Origin of the sequence: Kribbella qitaiheensis, assembly GCF_014217565.1 — a bacterium.
GTDB lineage: Bacteria > Actinomycetota > Actinomycetes > Propionibacteriales > Kribbellaceae > Kribbella > Kribbella qitaiheensis_A.
Window position 1 is genome coordinate 1,292,871 of the sequence record NZ_CP043661.1, and the last position, 15,856, is coordinate 1,308,726.

General features: G+C 67.8%; 14 protein-coding genes. 7 read left to right on the top strand and 7 right to left on the bottom strand.

Features of this window, described 5'->3' with window-relative positions:
* The first annotated feature begins 58 nt into the window (after window positions 1–58).
* Window positions 59–2,419, top strand: a complete 2,361-nt coding sequence (locus F1D05_RS05780) for an immune inhibitor A domain-containing protein (RefSeq protein WP_185446331.1) — start codon at window positions 59–61, stop codon at window positions 2,417–2,419.
* Between the two features lie 66 nt (window positions 2,420–2,485).
* On the opposite strand, the gene hflX is transcribed toward F1D05_RS05780, so the two are convergent.
* The 3 genes from hflX to F1D05_RS05795 form a co-directional block, all read right to left on the bottom strand.
* Window positions 2,486–3,976, bottom strand: a complete 1,491-nt coding sequence (hflX, locus tag F1D05_RS05785; protein WP_185446332.1) for a GTPase HflX — start codon at window positions 3,974–3,976, stop codon at window positions 2,486–2,488.
* A gap of 90 nt (window positions 3,977–4,066) precedes the next feature.
* Complete coding sequence (gene dapF, locus F1D05_RS05790) at window positions 4,067–4,912, bottom strand: diaminopimelate epimerase (protein WP_185446333.1); 846 nt, start codon at window positions 4,910–4,912, stop codon at window positions 4,067–4,069.
* 86 nt (window positions 4,913–4,998) lie between these two features.
* Complete coding sequence (locus tag F1D05_RS05795) at window positions 4,999–5,454, bottom strand: carboxymuconolactone decarboxylase family protein (protein WP_185446334.1); 456 nt, start codon at window positions 5,452–5,454, stop codon at window positions 4,999–5,001.
* 178 nt (window positions 5,455–5,632) lie between these two features.
* Here F1D05_RS05795 and F1D05_RS05800 point away from each other — a divergent pair, with 178 nt between their 5' ends.
* Entirely contained in the window at window positions 5,633–7,951 is a 2,319-nt protein-coding gene (locus F1D05_RS05800; RefSeq protein WP_206686092.1) for an ATP-binding protein, read from the top strand.
* On the top strand, window positions 7,942–8,211 hold the full coding sequence (locus F1D05_RS05805) for a hypothetical protein (RefSeq protein WP_185446336.1): 270 nt from the start codon (window positions 7,942–7,944) through the stop codon (window positions 8,209–8,211). The genes F1D05_RS05800 and F1D05_RS05805 overlap by 10 nt, the downstream gene beginning before the upstream one ends.
* A 40-nt stretch (window positions 8,212–8,251) precedes the next feature.
* Here F1D05_RS05805 and ggt read toward each other — a convergent pair whose 3' ends face one another.
* From ggt to miaA, 4 genes are all read right to left on the bottom strand, one after another.
* Window positions 8,252–10,084: a gamma-glutamyltransferase gene (gene ggt / locus F1D05_RS05810; RefSeq protein WP_185446337.1), complete on the bottom strand. Its 1,833-nt coding sequence runs from the start codon at window positions 10,082–10,084 to the stop codon at window positions 8,252–8,254.
* Window positions 10,085–10,184: 100 nt separating this feature from the next.
* Complete coding sequence (locus F1D05_RS05815; RefSeq protein ID WP_185446338.1) at window positions 10,185–10,865, bottom strand: hypothetical protein; 681 nt, start codon at window positions 10,863–10,865, stop codon at window positions 10,185–10,187.
* Between the two features lie 3 nt (window positions 10,866–10,868).
* Window positions 10,869–11,390: a SigE family RNA polymerase sigma factor gene (locus F1D05_RS05820; protein ID WP_185446339.1), complete on the bottom strand. Its 522-nt coding sequence runs from the start codon at window positions 11,388–11,390 to the stop codon at window positions 10,869–10,871.
* A complete protein-coding gene (gene miaA / locus F1D05_RS05825; RefSeq protein ID WP_185446340.1) occupies window positions 11,377–12,384 on the bottom strand; it encodes a tRNA (adenosine(37)-N6)-dimethylallyltransferase MiaA in 1,008 nt (335 codons plus the stop codon). The genes F1D05_RS05820 and miaA overlap by 14 nt, the downstream gene beginning before the upstream one ends.
* 177 nt (window positions 12,385–12,561) lie before the next feature.
* Between miaA and F1D05_RS05830 the strand changes: the two genes are divergently transcribed.
* The 4 genes from F1D05_RS05830 (at window position 12,562) to F1D05_RS05845 (ending at window position 15,687) form a co-directional block, all read left to right on the top strand.
* A complete protein-coding gene (locus tag F1D05_RS05830; RefSeq protein WP_185446341.1) occupies window positions 12,562–12,864 on the top strand; it encodes a hypothetical protein in 303 nt (100 codons plus the stop codon).
* Window positions 12,865–12,954: 90 nt separating this feature from the next.
* Window positions 12,955–13,200, top strand: a complete 246-nt coding sequence (locus tag F1D05_RS05835; RefSeq protein WP_185446342.1) for an antitoxin — start codon at window positions 12,955–12,957, stop codon at window positions 13,198–13,200.
* A gap of 92 nt (window positions 13,201–13,292) precedes the next feature.
* Window positions 13,293–13,745 carry an NUDIX hydrolase gene (locus F1D05_RS05840; RefSeq protein WP_185446343.1) on the top strand — a complete coding sequence of 151 codons (453 nt, stop codon included), beginning with the start codon at window positions 13,293–13,295 and terminating at the stop codon, window positions 13,743–13,745.
* 76 nt (window positions 13,746–13,821) lie between these two features.
* The gene (locus F1D05_RS05845; protein ID WP_185446344.1) at window positions 13,822–15,687 is read left to right on the top strand and encodes a LamG-like jellyroll fold domain-containing protein; all 1,866 of its coding nucleotides are present in this window, start codon (window positions 13,822–13,824) and stop codon (window positions 15,685–15,687) included.
* Window positions 15,688–15,856: the final 169 nt, after the last annotated feature.

Here is a 15,856-nt window from a genome sequence, read left to right on the forward strand (position 1 = left end):
ACTGATCACATTCCGTTACCACCTGACGGAGTGGATTTGAAGAGCAGGGAGGGAACACGTGCGCAAGGTATCTGTCGGGCTGGTCAGCCTGGCCCTCGCGGCGACGTTCGGCCTGAGCATGAGCTCGGCCGGCAACGCCGTCACACAACTACCGTCCTCGGGCGGCACCACCACCGCCAGCGAGACACCCGCCTCGGATGAGCTGCCGAACCCGCTGGAGGACAAGCGCCGGGATCTGCGCCAGGAGGCGATCACCAAGCTTCTCAACGGCACCGGCAAGGCCGAGAAGCGCGGCGCCAGCACGGTGATGAAGCTGGGCACCAAGACCAAGGGTTCCGAGGGCGTGACCAACGCCCAGGGCAAGGTCGACCAGTACGTCGAGCTGTCCCGGGAGAAGACCGACAAGATCTTCGTGGTGCTGGCCGAGTTCGGCAATCAGCGGCACCCGAGCTACCCCGACCAGGACACCGACCCGGCGACGCCCGGGCCGGCCACCTTCGACGGGCCGCTGCACAACGCGATCCCGGAGCCGAACCGGGCCTTGGACAACTCGACCATCTGGCAGGCCGACTACTCAGCGCAACACTACCGCGACCTGTACTTCGGCACCGGCAACTCGGTGAAGAAGTACTACGAGCGGCAGTCCTCGGGTCGCTATTCGGTGAACGGCCAGGTCACCGACTGGGTGAAGGTGCCGTACAACGAGGCCCGCTACGGCCGGTCGAACGGTTTCCCGTGCGCCGGCAACGTCTGCAACAACACCTGGAACCTGGTCGCCGACGCGGTGAACCAGTGGGTCGCCGACCAGAAGGCGGCCGGCCGCACCACCGAGCAGATCAAGGCGGACCTGGCGTCGTACGACCAGTGGGACCGCTACGACTACGACGGTGACGGCAACTTCAACGAGCCCGACGGCTACATCGACCACTTCCAGATCGTCCACTCCGGTGGCGACCAGGCCGATGGTGACCCGCAGCAGGGTGAGGACGCGATCTGGTCGCACCGCTGGCGCGTCCAGACCCCGGGTGGCCCGGCCAACTTCCCGATCGGTGGCGCCCAGGTCGGCGACACCGGCCTGTGGGTCGGCGACTACACGGTCCAGCCGGAGAACGGCGGCATCAGCGTCTTCGCGCACGAGTACGGCCACGACCTCGGCCTGCCGGACCAGTACAACACGGCCGGCGGCGAGAACGGCGTCAACTGGTGGACGATCATGGCGCAGAGCCGGGTCAGCAAGCCCACCGACGGCGGGATCGGCGAGCAGGCGGCCGACTTCGGCGCCTGGGACAAGATGTTCCTCGGCTGGCTGGACTACGAGATCGTGAACTCCGGCCAGAACCGGACCGTCGAGCTCGGCCCGTTCGAGTACAACACGGCCAAGGCCCAGGGCCTGGTGGTCACCCTGCCGAAGAAGCCGGTGGTCAGTCCGCTGGTCACTCCCCCGGTCGGCACCAAGCAGTGGTGGAGCGGTCAAGGCAACAACCTGAACACCGCGATGAGCCGTCAGGTCACCCTGCCGGCCGGCCCGGCCAGCCTCACCTTCCAGGCGAACTGGGACATCGAGGACTGTGGTCCGGACCCGTGTGACTACGCCTACGTCGAGGTCAACGACGGCACCGGCTACAAGGCGATCCCAGGCAGCATCACCACGGCAGCCGAAGGCAACGGCATCGACGGCACCAGCTCCGGCTGGGTTCCGGCCACCTTCGACCTGTCGGCCTACGCGGGCAAGACGGTCGGCCTGCAGTTCCACTACGTGACCGACCCGGCCGCTGGTGGCAAGGGCTTCTTCGTCGACGACATCAAGGTCACCTCGGGTACCACCACCGTGGTCGACTCCGGTGCGGAGACGTCGCCCGAGGGCTGGACGCTGAACGGCTTCACCTCGGTCGGCGGCAGCATCACCACCCTGTACGACAACTATTACATCGCGACGAACGTGAACCACATCTCGTACGACGCGAACCTGAAGACCGGCCCGTACAACTTCGGCTTCCTCAACACGCAGCCGGACAAGGTCGAGCACTTCCCGTACCAGGCGGGTCTGCTGATCTGGTACGTCGACACCTCGACGCCGGACAACAACACCAGTGTCCACCCGGGCACCGGCCGGGCCCTGCCGATCGACTCGCGGCCGGTCCCGATCAACCGGATCGACGGAACCGTCTGGCGCCCGCGCGTCAGCGGCTACGACGCTCCGTTCGGCCTCACCAAGGCTGACTCGTTCACGCTGCACTTCAACGGCCAGGCCAGCTACATCCGTGGCCAGGCAGCGGTGCCGACGTTCAACGACAGCAAGACCTACTGGTACCCGGAGCTTCCGGGGGCCGGTGTGAAGGTCCCGAACAACGGGGTCAACATCAAGGTCACCGGTCAGAGCGACACCTCGATGACCGTCAAGGTCTCGAAGCGCAGCTGATGCCCTGAGCAACAAAACCGGCGGCCCCTGGGATCTCCCAGGGGCCGCCGGCCTTTGTCGTGCTGGTCAGTGCGTTGCGGAGACCTCGTACGGCGCGAGCTCGTCGGCCAGGCCTGCGTGCACGCGAGCGGCGACGCGGGTGCCTTCGCCGGTGTGCTCCAGGGTGTCGACCGAGCCCTCGGAGTGGATCCGGGAGACCAGGTCACCGCGGTCGTACGGCAGCAGCAGGTCGACCGAGACGTCCGGCTGGGGCAGCGATGCCTCGACCAGTGCCGTCAGCTTGTCGATGCCTTCGCCGGTCTGCGCGGAGACCACGATCGCTCGCGGCTCCCGGTGCAGGATCGGCGCCAGCGCCATCGGGTCGGCCAGGTCGCCCTTGTTGATCACGATGATCTCCTGGACGTTGCCCGCCCCGATCTCGGCCAGCACCTCACGGACCGCCTGGATCTGGGCCAGCGGGTCCGGGTGCGAACCGTCCACTACGTGCAGCAGCAGATCCGCGTCCGCGACCTCCTCCAGCGTCGAGCGGAAAGCCTCGACGATGTCATGCGGCAGGTGCCGGACGAACCCGACGGTGTCGGTGAAGGTGTAGACGCGCCCGTCCGACGTCGTCGTACGCCGGGTGGTCGGGTCCAGGGTCGCGAACAGCGCGTTCTCGACCAGCACGCCGGCACCGGTCATCCGGTTCAGCAGCGAGGACTTGCCGGCATTGGTGTAGCCGGCGATCGCGACCGACGGGATGGAATGCCGGCGGCGCTCCTGACGCATCGTCGAGCGGGTGCCCTTCAACGCCTTCAGCTCGTGCCGCAGCTTGGCGATCTTGGTGTTGATCCGGCGCCGGTCGGTCTCGATCTTGGTTTCACCGGGACCACGGCCACCGATACCGCCACCGGCCGCACCGACGCGGCCACCGGCCTGGCGGGACAGGTTCCCACCCCAACCACGCAGCCGCTGCTTCATGTACTGCAGCTGGGCCAGCTCGACCTGGGCCTTGCCTTCCTTGCTCTTCGCGTGCTGGGCGAAGATGTCGAGGATCAGCGCGGTCCGGTCGACGACCTTGACCTTCAGTTTGTCTTCCAGGTTGCGCAGCTGGGCGGGCGCGAGTTCGCCGTCGGCGATCACCGTGTCCGCGCCGAGCGACGCGACCAGGTTGCGCAGGTCGTGCACCTTGCCGCTACCGATGAAGGTCGCGGGGTCCGGCTTCTTGCGCCGCTGGATGACGCCGTCGAGCACCTCGGAGCCGGCCGTCTCGGCGAGCAGTTTCAGCTCGGCGAGCGAGTTCTCGGCGTCCTCGGCGCTGCCCTCGGTCCACACCCCGACCAGCAGGACGCGCTCCAGCAGAAGTTTGCGGTACTCGACCTCGCTGATGTCGGTCAGCTCGGTGGACATCCCGACCACGCGCCGTAGCGCCTGGCGTTCCTCGAGCTCGAGGCCTTCAGTACTCAGTTCGCGGTCGTAACCCGACGACGCGGCCTTGTCGTCGTCGATCACGTCGTCCTGGATCAGGTCGAAGTCGGCGTCGGTGGACTCGTCGTATGCGTTCGATTGGGTCGTCATATACCTTCCATCGTGGCACGGGGCGCCCGGACAGGCGACCCGATTAACAGTCCAACGACCTCGCGCCGTACCGAATTCCCGGTACTGCGCTCAGGCGGGCAGCCAGCTTCGCGAAAATTCGCCGCGCGCGTGGATCACGGCGGGTCCGGTCATCTCCAGATGGTTGTCGTCACGCCACGTGATCGTCAGGACACCGCCTGGTACGCCGACCTTGTACGTGACCGGGGCTTCCTGGTGAGCCGCCCGCGCTGATGCCACCGCGACGGCGCAGGTCCCGGTGCCACAGGAGCGGGTCTCCCCCGACCCACGCTCGTGCACGCGCATCTGCACCTCGTTCGGGCCTTTGCGGACCACGAACTCGGCGTTCATCCCGTTCGGGAAGGCCTCGGCCGGGGACCACCGCGGTGCGTCCAGCAGCGGACCCGGCTCCCGGAGATCGTCGACGAAGGCAACAGCATGCGGGTTGCCTACGTTCACGTGCACGGCCGGCCACTGGTGCCCGTTCGCCTCGACGACGATGCCCGCCGGGCCTGGGAAGGACGGTTCGCCCATGTCGACGGTGATGGTGCCGTCGTCGTTGAGCACGACCTCCTTGACCCCGGCCCGGGTGCCGATCCGGATCGGCTTGTCCGCGGTCAGGCCGGCCTCCGACAGGTACCGGGCGAACACCCGGATCCCGTTGCCGCACATCTCGCCGATGGTCCCGTCGGAGTTCCAGTAGTCCATGAACCAGGCGCCGCCATCCTCGACATACGACTGCTTCGAGCCCTCGATCACCCGCAGTACGCCGTCGGCCCCGATGCCGGCATGCCGATCACACAGGAACCGCACGAAGTCGGCATCCAGATCCCCGTGCACGGTCCCGTCCGGGTCGGGCAACAGCACGAAGTCATTCTCCGTGCCGTGCCCCTTGAGCCAGCTGAAAGTCTCTCCCACACCAGCGATCCTACTTGTCCGCCTAGCCGCACGATCCACCTCGACCGCACGATCCACCTCGACCGCCCGGGCAGCCGGGGCGTCGGTCAGCCCCAGGTGCCGGCGATCTGGCGGGTGGTGGCGTTGAGGCGGTTGAAGAGGTTGGTGACGGCGGTCATCAGGACGAGCGCCGCCAGCCCGCGCTCGTCGTAGTACCGGGCGGCTTCGTCCCAGACCTGGTCGGAGACGCCGCCGGAGGCATCGGCCAGCCGGGTCGCGGCCTCGGCGAGCGCCAGCGCCGCCCGCTCCGCGTCGGTGAAGTACGACGTCTCCCGCCAGGCAACCACCGCGGCGAGCCTGTCCTCGGTCTCACCGTTCTTCCGGGCGGTCTTCACCCCGCCGTCCACGCAGGCGCTGCAGCCGTTGATCTGGCTCACCCGCAGGTGGACCAGTTCCAGGGTCGTCTCCGGTACGCCGCCCAGCTTCGCGGCGCCCATCAGCTTCTGCGCCGGGCCCATCGCCTCGGTGATGACCATGACCGGGTTCTTCATCCGTGACTGCATTTTCGGCTCCTTCTCGGTTCGGTGTCTCGTTCGGTGTGAACAAGACCGATCGGACCATCCGGGAGCGTGGCCAAGCCAGGCTCGTGGGACACCGTGGAACAGCAGAACGCCCTCCCACCTGCACTAATGTGCGGGCAGGAGATCGTCCCCCGGTGGGACACGGCGGGAGGTGTGGGGCGTGACTCAGCAGGCCGATTCGCCCCGGACCGAGCTGGCCGGGAGGTTGCAGGCGATCCAGGAGCTGTCCGGGCGCAGCCTCCGGGAGCTGCAACGTGCCACCGGCATCAGCTCCTCGTCGCTGTCGAGGTACTTCGCGGGCCGCAGCCTCCCGCCCTGGTCGGCGGTGGTCGCGTTGTGCAAGGTGGTCCAGCGTGATCCGCGGCCGCTCCGCGATCTGTGGGAGCAGGCTTCCCGACTCCCACCGCCGCCACCACCGGCCCGTCCGACGGTGGCCGGCCGCAACGACCTTCCACTCGACGTCGCGGACTTCACCGGGCGTAGGGCCGAGCTCGACGCAGTACGCGAGAGCCTGGCGGCCGCCCGTGCGGTGGCGATCGACGGGATGGCTGGAGTCGGGAAGACCTGCCTGGCTGTGCATCTGGCCCACCAGCTCGCGCCGGAGTACGCCGATGGCCGGCTCTACCTGGATCTGCATGGCTTCACCCCTGGCCGCGAGCCGCTGGAGCCCGCGAGCGCCGTACGGATGTTGCTGGCTGCTCTCGAGGTCCCCGTGGCCAGCGGTTTGGATGGTTCGGAGGAGCTGGCAGCGCTCTGGCGTGCCGAGTTGGCACATCGTCGGGTGCTTGTCGTGCTGGACAACGTCGCCAGCGCCGACCAAGCCCGGCCGTTGCTCCCCGGCGCCGGCGCGAGCGCCGTCCTGATCACCAGCCGCAATCGGCTCGTCGAGCTTGATCAGGTCCCGCCGGTGTCGCTGGACGTGCTCGATGACGCCGACGGGATCGAGCTCTTGCAGCAGGCGGGCGGCCCTGGCGATCGCGTCGCGAACGAGCCCGATGCGACTGCCGAGGTACTGCGACTTTGCGGCGGACTGCCGTTGGCGATCAGGCTGTCGGCTGCCCGCTTACGGCATCGCCCTGGGTGGACCGTCGGCGTACTGGCTGACCGGCTGCGAGCCGGCTCGGATCATGTCGACACCGCGCTCTCGATGTCGTTGCGGCAGCTGGACCATGCTCAGCGGCGGACCTTCCGGCTACTGGGGCTGTTGCCTGGAGCAACATTTGATGACTACGCGGTGGCTGCCTTGACCGGTAACACTCTCGCCGCTACCCGCGGTTCGCTGGAGGATCTGGTCGACAGCCATCTCGTGCAGCAACCGCAAGCGGCTGTCTACCGGTTGCACGATCTGGTGCGCGCGTACGCCGGTCGAGTGGCCGCCGCCGAGGAATCGCCGCCGGAGCAGCGGCAGGCCGTCGTACGGGTGCTGGACTACTACCTGCACAGCGCGGCGGCGGCCGGCAAGCTTCTGCGGTACGCGTACCCCGACGAGGCACCGCTCCCCTGTCCTGAGCCGGCTGAGATGCCTACGTTCGCTGACCAGGCTGCCGCTCTGGCCTGGTTCGACCACGAGTATCCGAACCTCGTCGAAACCATCGCGGTGGGATCGGATCTGCACATCAGCCGCCTGCCGCGGTTGCTCCGGCCGTACTACTTCCGGCGCGCCGCCTCCGCCGACGAGAACCGCTTGCTCGACCTCGCTCTGGCTGCCGCCTCACGGCTCGGCGATGCCGGCCTGGTGGCCGCTGTCCAAGCGGATCTCGGCTTCGCCCGCTACAGCGCCGGCCGCTTCCCAGAGGCCTTGCAGTACTACGAATCCGCCGCGGCCACGATGCCCGATTCAGCCGCGTTGGCCGTCCGCCGCGGCTACCTCCACCAGGACCTCGGCGAGACCGCGCGGGCGATGGCGCTGTTCGAGCACGCCGCCGAGCTTTTCGACCGCGACGGGCAGCCGAAGGGAGTCGCCCATGCGACCGCGTTCCAGGCCTGGGCGGCGTACCAGCTAGGGCAGTTGGACGAAGCGGCCGCGCTCGCCGTCAAGGCGCTCGCCCTGCAGAGCGACGCGGAGGACTGGCCGCCGCCGATCACAGCGCTCGTCACCCTCGGCGCGGCGACCGGCAGAACCGATCCGGCGGCAGCGATCGAACACCTCACCAAAGCCCTGCGGCTTGCTCGCGAGGACGACCACGTGCAGAACCAGGCCTGGTGCCTCAACTACCTGGCCGTCGCTCTCCGCCAGGCAGGCCGCTACGACGAGGCCCTCGCCGACCACCGCACGGCACTCCGACTCGTCGAGGACACCGAGCCCCAGTGGGCAGTCAACTTCCTGAACAGCTACGCAGAGACCTCCTTGGCAGCCGGCCAAACCGACGAGGCCCGCGAGATCTACCAGCAGGCCCTGGAACTCGCCGAATCCACCGGCTACGCCCACGAGGCAACGGTCGCGCGACAGGGCCTCAGTAGAGTCCTCACATGGAACTGACGGCCTACTTCTTCGAGCGCGACGACGCAGAACAGGTAGCAGCCGCCCTCAACGGCGAACTCCGCCGAGGCCACTTCCAGGGCGAAGACGACGACGAGGACCACCCGTGGACAGTCCTCCTCCCCACCACCACAGACCTCGCAGTACTGGACGACCTACTCACGCAGCACGAGGGCTGGCTGGAACCCGAGGCGGCCGATCAACCTCAGGTCGCCCCACCCGAACTCCCGACCGCCCCCAAACGTCTCAAGAACAGCTGACGGAGGAGCGGCGTGGGGCCGCTCCTCCGACGCGGGTGAGTTAGTTGGGCCAGAGTTGGTGGACTGTGCCGGCGGCGCCGCCGCCGCGGCGTTTGGGTTCGGCGGCGGCCAGGTAGCCGCCGGCGGGGAGGACCTCGAGGGCGGCTACCGCGCCGATCTCGGCGGCTGAGGTCAGCTCGTCGCCGGACTTGACGAGGACGTGGCCGAACGGCGCCAGGTCTGTGCCGTAGGCGGCGATGAAGGGCGGTTCGGCGGAGACGGTGGCCGTGTTGCGCTGGGAGGCGCGGGGGGCAGCGATTGCCTCGGGCAACGTCATACCGCGGTCCAGGCGGTTGGTGAGGGTTTGCAGGACCGTGGTGATGATGGTCGAACCACCGGGTGAACCGAGGGCCAGGAACGGCTTGCCGTTGCGGAGCACGATCGTCGGCGACATCGAAGAGCGCGGGCGCTTGCCGGGCTGGATGCGGTTCGGGTCGGCTGGGTCGTAGACGGCGGAGAAGTCGGTCAGCTCGTTGTTCAGCAGGAAGCCACGACCGGGGACGAGGATGCCGCTGCCGCCGGTCTGCTCGATCGTCAGCGTGTACGAGACGACGTTGCCCCACTTGTCTGCAGCGACCAGGTGAGTCGTCGACAGGCCTTCGCTGTCAGGGCGGTCAGCAGTGGCGACGCCTGCAGCGCATGGCGAGTACGAGCCATCCGGCAAGCCCGCCTTCAACGGCTTGACCGATGCGTGAGCCGGGTCGATCAGACAAGACCGCTCCGCACCGAAGCCCTTCGAGAGCAACTGCTTGACCGGCACATCGACGTACGCCGGGTCGCCCACGTAAGCACCGCGATCGGCAAAGGCCAGCGCGGAGGCCTCGAGGTAGTTGTGCAACGCCTGCGGGGTGGACAACTTCGACAGATGCTTCGGCGCAAGGATGTTCAGCGCCTCACCGACCGTTGTACCACCGGACGACGACGGCGCCATCCCGTAGACGTCGAGCCCCTCGTAGTGCACCTTCGTCGGATCCCGCTTGATGACCTTGTACTTCGCCAGGTCGGCGGTCGTGAGGTATCCGGGCATCACCGGCAGCGTGGCGCCCGGAGCCTTGGGCGGCGTCTTCACCACCGTCTCGATCTCGTGCGCGATCGGCCCGGTGTAGAAGGTGGACGGCCCCTTCTTGCCCAGCAGTTCGTACGTCTTGGCGAGATCCTTGTTCTTGAACACGGAACCGACCAGCGGAGCGTCACCGTTCGGCAGGTAGAGCTTGGCCGTCGGGGTGATCGCCGAGAAGCGGGCCTTGTTGTCCAGCGTCTGGTTGCGGAAGGTCTGGTCGATGACGAAGCCATGGTCGGCCAGGTCCGCGGCCGGCTTCAACGCCTTGCCCAGCGACAGCGATCCCCAGTTGTGCAAGGCCGAATCCCACGTCGCCAATGTGCCCGGGATACCGACCGAGACGCCCGAGGTGACGAGCTCGGGAAAGAAGTGGTACGGCTTGCCCGTAGCCGGGTCGATGAACGCGTCAGAAGGCATCGTCGCGGGCGCGGTCTCGCGGCCGTCGAGCGTGTAGACCTTGTGGTCCTTGGCGCTGTAGTAGACGAAGTAGCCGCCACCACCGATTCCGGCGGAGTACGGCTCCGTCACGCCTAGCGCGGCCGCTGTCGCGACTGCCGCGTCGACCGCGTTGCCGCCGCGCCGTAGTACGGACAGGCCGATGTTGGTGGCGTCGGCATCGACCGAGGCGACAGCGCCACCGAAGCCGATCGCGGTAGGAGTCTTCGCCGGCGGCGCCGGTGGGTGGTGTGAGCCGGCGACGGCAGTACTGGCAGTCAGGCCGGACAGGACGAGCGCGCCAGCCGTCAGGGCTGCGGCCAAGCGTTTCGATGTCACCGGGGTCCTCCGCGGGGTCGGAATACAGGGACAGGCCCCTGCCTACCGCCTCCGCGCCGGGAGCGCCACTCGAAACCGTGTCAGGCTGCTCGAAACCGAGTCAGGAGAGGGAGCAAGATGCCATGAATCGCTGCAGCGAAGCGTCGTCCCACTCCGGGTGCTGCGTCGGCAACTGGACCACCAGCCACCGCTCACCGAGCTTCACCTGACCGACTTCGCGGCCTGCCACTGTGCCGATGTGGAAGAACTTGCCACCGGCCTGCGTCACTCGCACCGACAACAGAGTCTGCGCGTCGGCGGCGGACCGCAGTACGAGCTTGGCGTCTTCGTCGGACGTCCGCACGCTCGGCGGCGTCAGTACTGCGCGGTCGGTGGCGATCGGGGTCTGCGGGGTCCAGCCCTGCGGCACGAGCGTGCAGGCGACCGAGCTCCACGGCTTGGTGTTCGCGACCAACTCGAGCGCGGGGCTGGAGAACGTCGAGATCGTCTCTTCGGCCTGGCTCGGAGTTGGGGTAGAGGGGGTCGCGGAGGCACCGGCTGCGGCCGAGCCACCAGTGGCCACCTCCTTGTCGGCACCGCCCCACCACTTGAGCTGATTGCCGAACGCGAAGACGGCCGTCGAGACAGCGGCGATGCAGAGCACGCCGGTGGTACGACGCCGCGCCCTGATCCGGAACAGCGCCCGGCGGCCGCGCGCCACATCCGCGTCCACATCGGCCGGCGGCAGACCGTCGACCGACTGGTCGGCGAACTGCGTCAGCAGCTTCTTCACCTCGTCCACGTCTCAACTACTCCCGGTCGCGGGATCGGTGGCCGGGTCCTCGGCCATCAGATCCTTCAGTCGTTTCAGTGCTTTCGCCGTCTGGCTCTTCACAGTCCCCTCGGTGCACTCCAGGATCCGTGCGCAGCTCGCCACGTCGAGGTCCTGGAAGTACCGCAGCACCAGGACCGCCCGTTGCCGCGGCGCCAGGTCGAGTAGCGCTCGCCGGACGGCCAGTGCGTCCACCGGATCCGTCTCGTCGGACAGCCTCGGTTCGAGCGTCTCGGCGGTCATCACCTCGGGGTGGCGGCCGGCCCGGCGGCGCTCGTCCAGGAAGGCGTTGACCAGGATGCGGTGCGCATACGGCCCGGCGCCTTCGTGCCGGATCCGGTGCCAGTGCACGTACACCCTGGTACAGGCGGTCTGGACCAGATCCTCGGCGGTGTGCACATCGCCAGCGGTGAGCAACATCGCCGTACGCATCAGTCTTGTTCGGTCCGCGAGGACGTACTCGCGAAACTCGGCCTCACGATCACCCCCTCGCATCGACAGTCCCCAGGCCCTCTTCCACCTCGACTACGTCGGCGGCCACGGATCGGTTGCCCTCGTCAAGCGAAGGATTACCCGATGCTTTCTGCCGAACTACGGCGATCGCGCGCTCGACGAGGTCCGGATCGTCGTAGGCCAGCCAGCTGATCCGGGGATCCTTGCGGAACCAGGAATCCTGCCTGCGGGCGAATCGCCGGGTCGCCTGCGCGGTCCGCTCCCGCGCGTCGGCCTCGCTGATCTCACCGGCCAGCAACGCGATCACCTGCGAGTACCCGAGCGCGCGGTTCGCCGTACGGCCTTCGAGCAAGCCCTTGCCGAGCAGTTCGCGGACCTCGTCGACGAAGCCGTCGTCGAACATCCGATCCACCCGGCGGTTGATCCGTTCTTCGAGGACCGGCCTGGGTACGTCGAGTCCGAGCTGGACGGCACCCGGGTAGATGTAGGTGTGTTCGGGCAGCGTCGCGACGTACGGCGTACCGGTGATCTCGATGACCTCCAGCGCGCGCACGATCCGGCGCCCGTTGCTCGGCAGGATCTGCTGCGCCGCGGCCGGGTCGACCTCGGCCAGCCGCCGGTGCAACTCCCCCGATCCGTGCTCGGCGAGCTCGGCTTCGAGCCGCTCCCGTACTGCGGGGTCGGTGCCCGGGAAGACGAAGTCGTCCAGGATCGCGCGGACGTACAGCGCGGAACCGCCGGCCAGCACCGGGACCGCCTCGCGCCGCAGGCAGTCGTCGATCGCGGCCCGGGCGTGTTGCTGGAACTCCGCGACCGTCGCGGTCTGCGTGACATCGAGGATGTCGAGCAGATGGTGCGGGATCTGCTGCCGTTCGGCGACGGTGATCTTCGCCGTACCGACGTCCATACCGCGGTAGACCTGCATGGCGTCGGCGTTGACGACCTCGCCCGGCAGACGCTTGCACAGGGCAACGGAGAGGTCGGACTTGCCGGCCGCTGTGGGACCGACGACCGCGACGACGAGTGGCACGACCATCGGACCAGTGTGACAGTGCTTGACCGCGGGCCGTCGGACAGGCGTGAACTCTTGCCCAAGTCTGCCCTGAAGGGGGTTGTGGTGACCCTGTGAGTTCGGTAGGAACAAGGGCAGGGAGTACCGGTCCGCTACGGGGGCCGAAATATCGCAGCAGTACCGACTCGGGAGGAACACGCAGTGACGAATCCGTTCGACGAAGAGACCGACGCCGCCAAGGACGCCCTGGACCTGGACGGCGAGTTCGACGCCTCCAAGCGCAGTGGCGGAGATGTGGAACTGAAGGGGAAGAGCGGCGGTGACGTCGAGGCCAAGAGCGGTGGTGACGTCGAGGCTCCGAGCAGTGGTGGTGACGTCGAGGCTCCGAGCAGTGGTGGTGACGTCGAGGCTCCGAGCAGTGGCGGCGACGTCGAGGTGGGTGGCGACGGCGCGGAGGAGAGTGGCGGCGACGTCGAAACCGGGCCTGTCGGCGACGGCGACTGAGACATCCCACACCTGGGGCCCGCTTGGTGGGAAGATCACGCCTAGCTGTCTGTAAGTAGTTCACTACGCTAGGAATGGGAGCCCCACGAGATGGGCATCTTCGACAAGTTCAAGGGCAAGGCCGAGGACCTCAAGGAAAAGGCCACCGAGCTCGTAGACGGGCACGGCGACAAGGTCGGCGGGGGTCTCGACAAGGCCGGCGACTTCGTTGACGACAAGACCGGCGGCAAGTACGGCGACAAGATCGACCAGGGTGTCGACGTCGCCAAGGACCGTCTCGACGGTCTCGACGGTCAGGACGACGACATCGCCAACGGGCCGAACAACCCCGCCTGACGATCAAGTCCCAGAAGGGCCGCGAGGAGTTCACCTCCTCGCGGCCCTTCGCCGTGTCGGGGGTTGTCCGTCGCGGCGATTAGGGTGACGGGATGGATCGGTTCCAGGTGATTCCCGCGGCGTACGTCGTGCTTCGGCGCGGCGACGAGGTCTTGTTGCTGCTCAGAGCCGATACCGGCTACATGGACGGCTATTGGGCGATGCCGGCCGGCCATGTCGAGAAGGACGAGTCCGTGCTCGCGGCCGCGCTCCGCGAAGTCCGCGAGGAGGTCGGTGTCGAGATCGACCCAGCCGATCTGGTCCCTCTCACCGCGATGCATCGCACCGGCGGCAACGGGCAGGCGATCGACGAACGCGTCGACTTCTTCTTCACCACCACCCGCTGGAGCGGCGAACCCCGGATCATGGAGCCGGGCAAGGCAGCCGGTCTCGACTGGTACTCGCTGGACAATCTCCCCGACCCGGTTGTCCCTCACGAGGCCCGGATCCTCGCCGCTCTCCGCTCCGGCGGCCTGCCCGCGGTCATCGCGCAAGGTTTCGAGTAGTTCTTTCGCCGTTCACCGTCGGGCCGGGTGAGCGGCTTTAGAGTGCCTTCGTTGTCAACGATCTGCGGAGGCATTGATGAACGTCCAGAACGACGGCCGGACCGACGGTACGAGCAGGCGCCGGGTGCTCCAGGCCGGCGCTGTCAGCGTGGGTGCGCTGGGGGTCGGAGCCCTGCCGGGCATCGTCCCCTCCGCCTCCGCGACCCCCACCGCCTCGAGTGCGGCCACCACGGACGCGGCTGCGCGGCGTACGAGCGATCCGGACAACCCGCGGTTCACGCTGGCCGTCGTACCGGATACGCAGTACTTGTTCGACACCGACCGGGGCGACCCTGCGCCGTTGACGGCGAGCTTCGAGTACCTGATCGATCAGCGGGCCGCTGACAACATCGTCTTCACCGCGCACCTCGGCGATGTGGTGGAGAACGCGCTCGCGATGGAGTTCGCGCAGGCCGGACCGGTCTTCGAGGTCCTCGACCGGGCCCGGATGCCGTACTCCGTGCTCGCGGGCAACCACGACATCAACGGGAGCACCGACGACCAGCGCGGCGATACGCCGTACCTGCGGACGTTCGGGCCGAAGCGGTTCCGCAGATCGAGCACCTACGGCGGCTCGACGCCGGACGGCTACAACTCCTTCCACGTGTTCCGCGCGGCCGGTCGGCAGTGGTTGCTGCTGGCAATGGACTGGCGCCCGTCGGATGCCGGCTTCGCCTGGGCCCGCAAGGTGATCGCGGACCACCCGAAGCTGCCGGTGATCCTGACGATCCACGACCTCGTGTACGCCGACGCCGGCGACCCGGTGGCGAAGTTCTCCGACCACGGCGACCGCGTCTGGGAACAGCTTGTCGACGGCAACGACCAGGTCTTCCTCACCCTGAACGGCCACTTCTGGCCGTCCGGCCGGGTGGTCCGGCAGAACCAGGCCGGGCATGACGTCCACCTGCACATCACCAACTACCAGGACCGGTACTACGGCGGCTCGGCGATGATCCGCCTCTACCACTTCGACCTGGCCCGCAACACCATCGACGTCGAGACCATCTCGCCGTGGATCCTGGACCAGCAGCCGGCCCGGCGCAGCCTGCTGGCCGAAGGCGAGATCGAACTCAGCGACGAGACCAACCGGTTCACGGTGCCGATCGACTTCGCCGCGCGCTTCGCCGGGTTCGACCCGCAGCCGGTGCGTCCGGAGCGACCTGCTGGCGAGCTGGTGATCCCCGGGACGCTGGCCTACTGGCGGCTCGATGGTGCGGGCGGCACCAAGGTGGTCGACCGATCGGGACGCGGCAACGACCTCACGGCAGTGCTGCTGCCGGGGAGTCCGGCCGACACCCTGAAAGCGTCGAGCGAGCACCACCCCGATCAGCCGGCGCACGCGAGCTGGTTGTTTGCCGGCGGCAAGGATCCGGGGCGCGGCGGCTACCTCCGTACTGCGGACAACGCGCCGCTGAACCGTCAGACCTTCCGCAACGGGTACACGATCGAAGCCTTCGTCAAGCTGGCCGACGACGGCGCCGACCACTCCTGGGAGGGTCTGCTCAGCCGGATGGGCACCGGGGCGGGAGCGGGCAAGACCGGCAGCGATCCGTCCGAGCCGGTCGCCAAGCTGGGCTTCTCCGGCGGACGGCAGGTGCAGTGGGCGGTCTATCCGCTCGACCAGAACGACACCTGGACGAACTGGGGCCATGAGCAGGTCGCCGGCCGCTGGTTCCACCTCGCGGTCGTCAACGACGGGAAGCACAGCACCTTGTACGTCGACTCTTCGGAACTCCTCCGCAACCCGGCAACCCGTTCCAACGGCCTCGCCACGACCGGCGAATTTTGGCTACTCGGCGCGGGCCACTACGACAACACGGTCGATCAAGGCTTCGCCGGCTGGATCGGTGACGTCCGCATCGTCGACCACGCCCTGAAGCCAACCCAGTTCCTGAACGCCTGACCGGGTTGGAAGACCAACGTCGCGGCTCGTGACCGCCTCTTCGGCCGTCGTGCACCGGCCTGTCGGTATATCCGTTTCGGAACCGGATCGAGTGTGAGGTTTTCCCTTGTGGATAAGGGGAAAAGGCTCCCCTTCGACTTGGCGAAGCATTCTCGCTGACATAGAATCG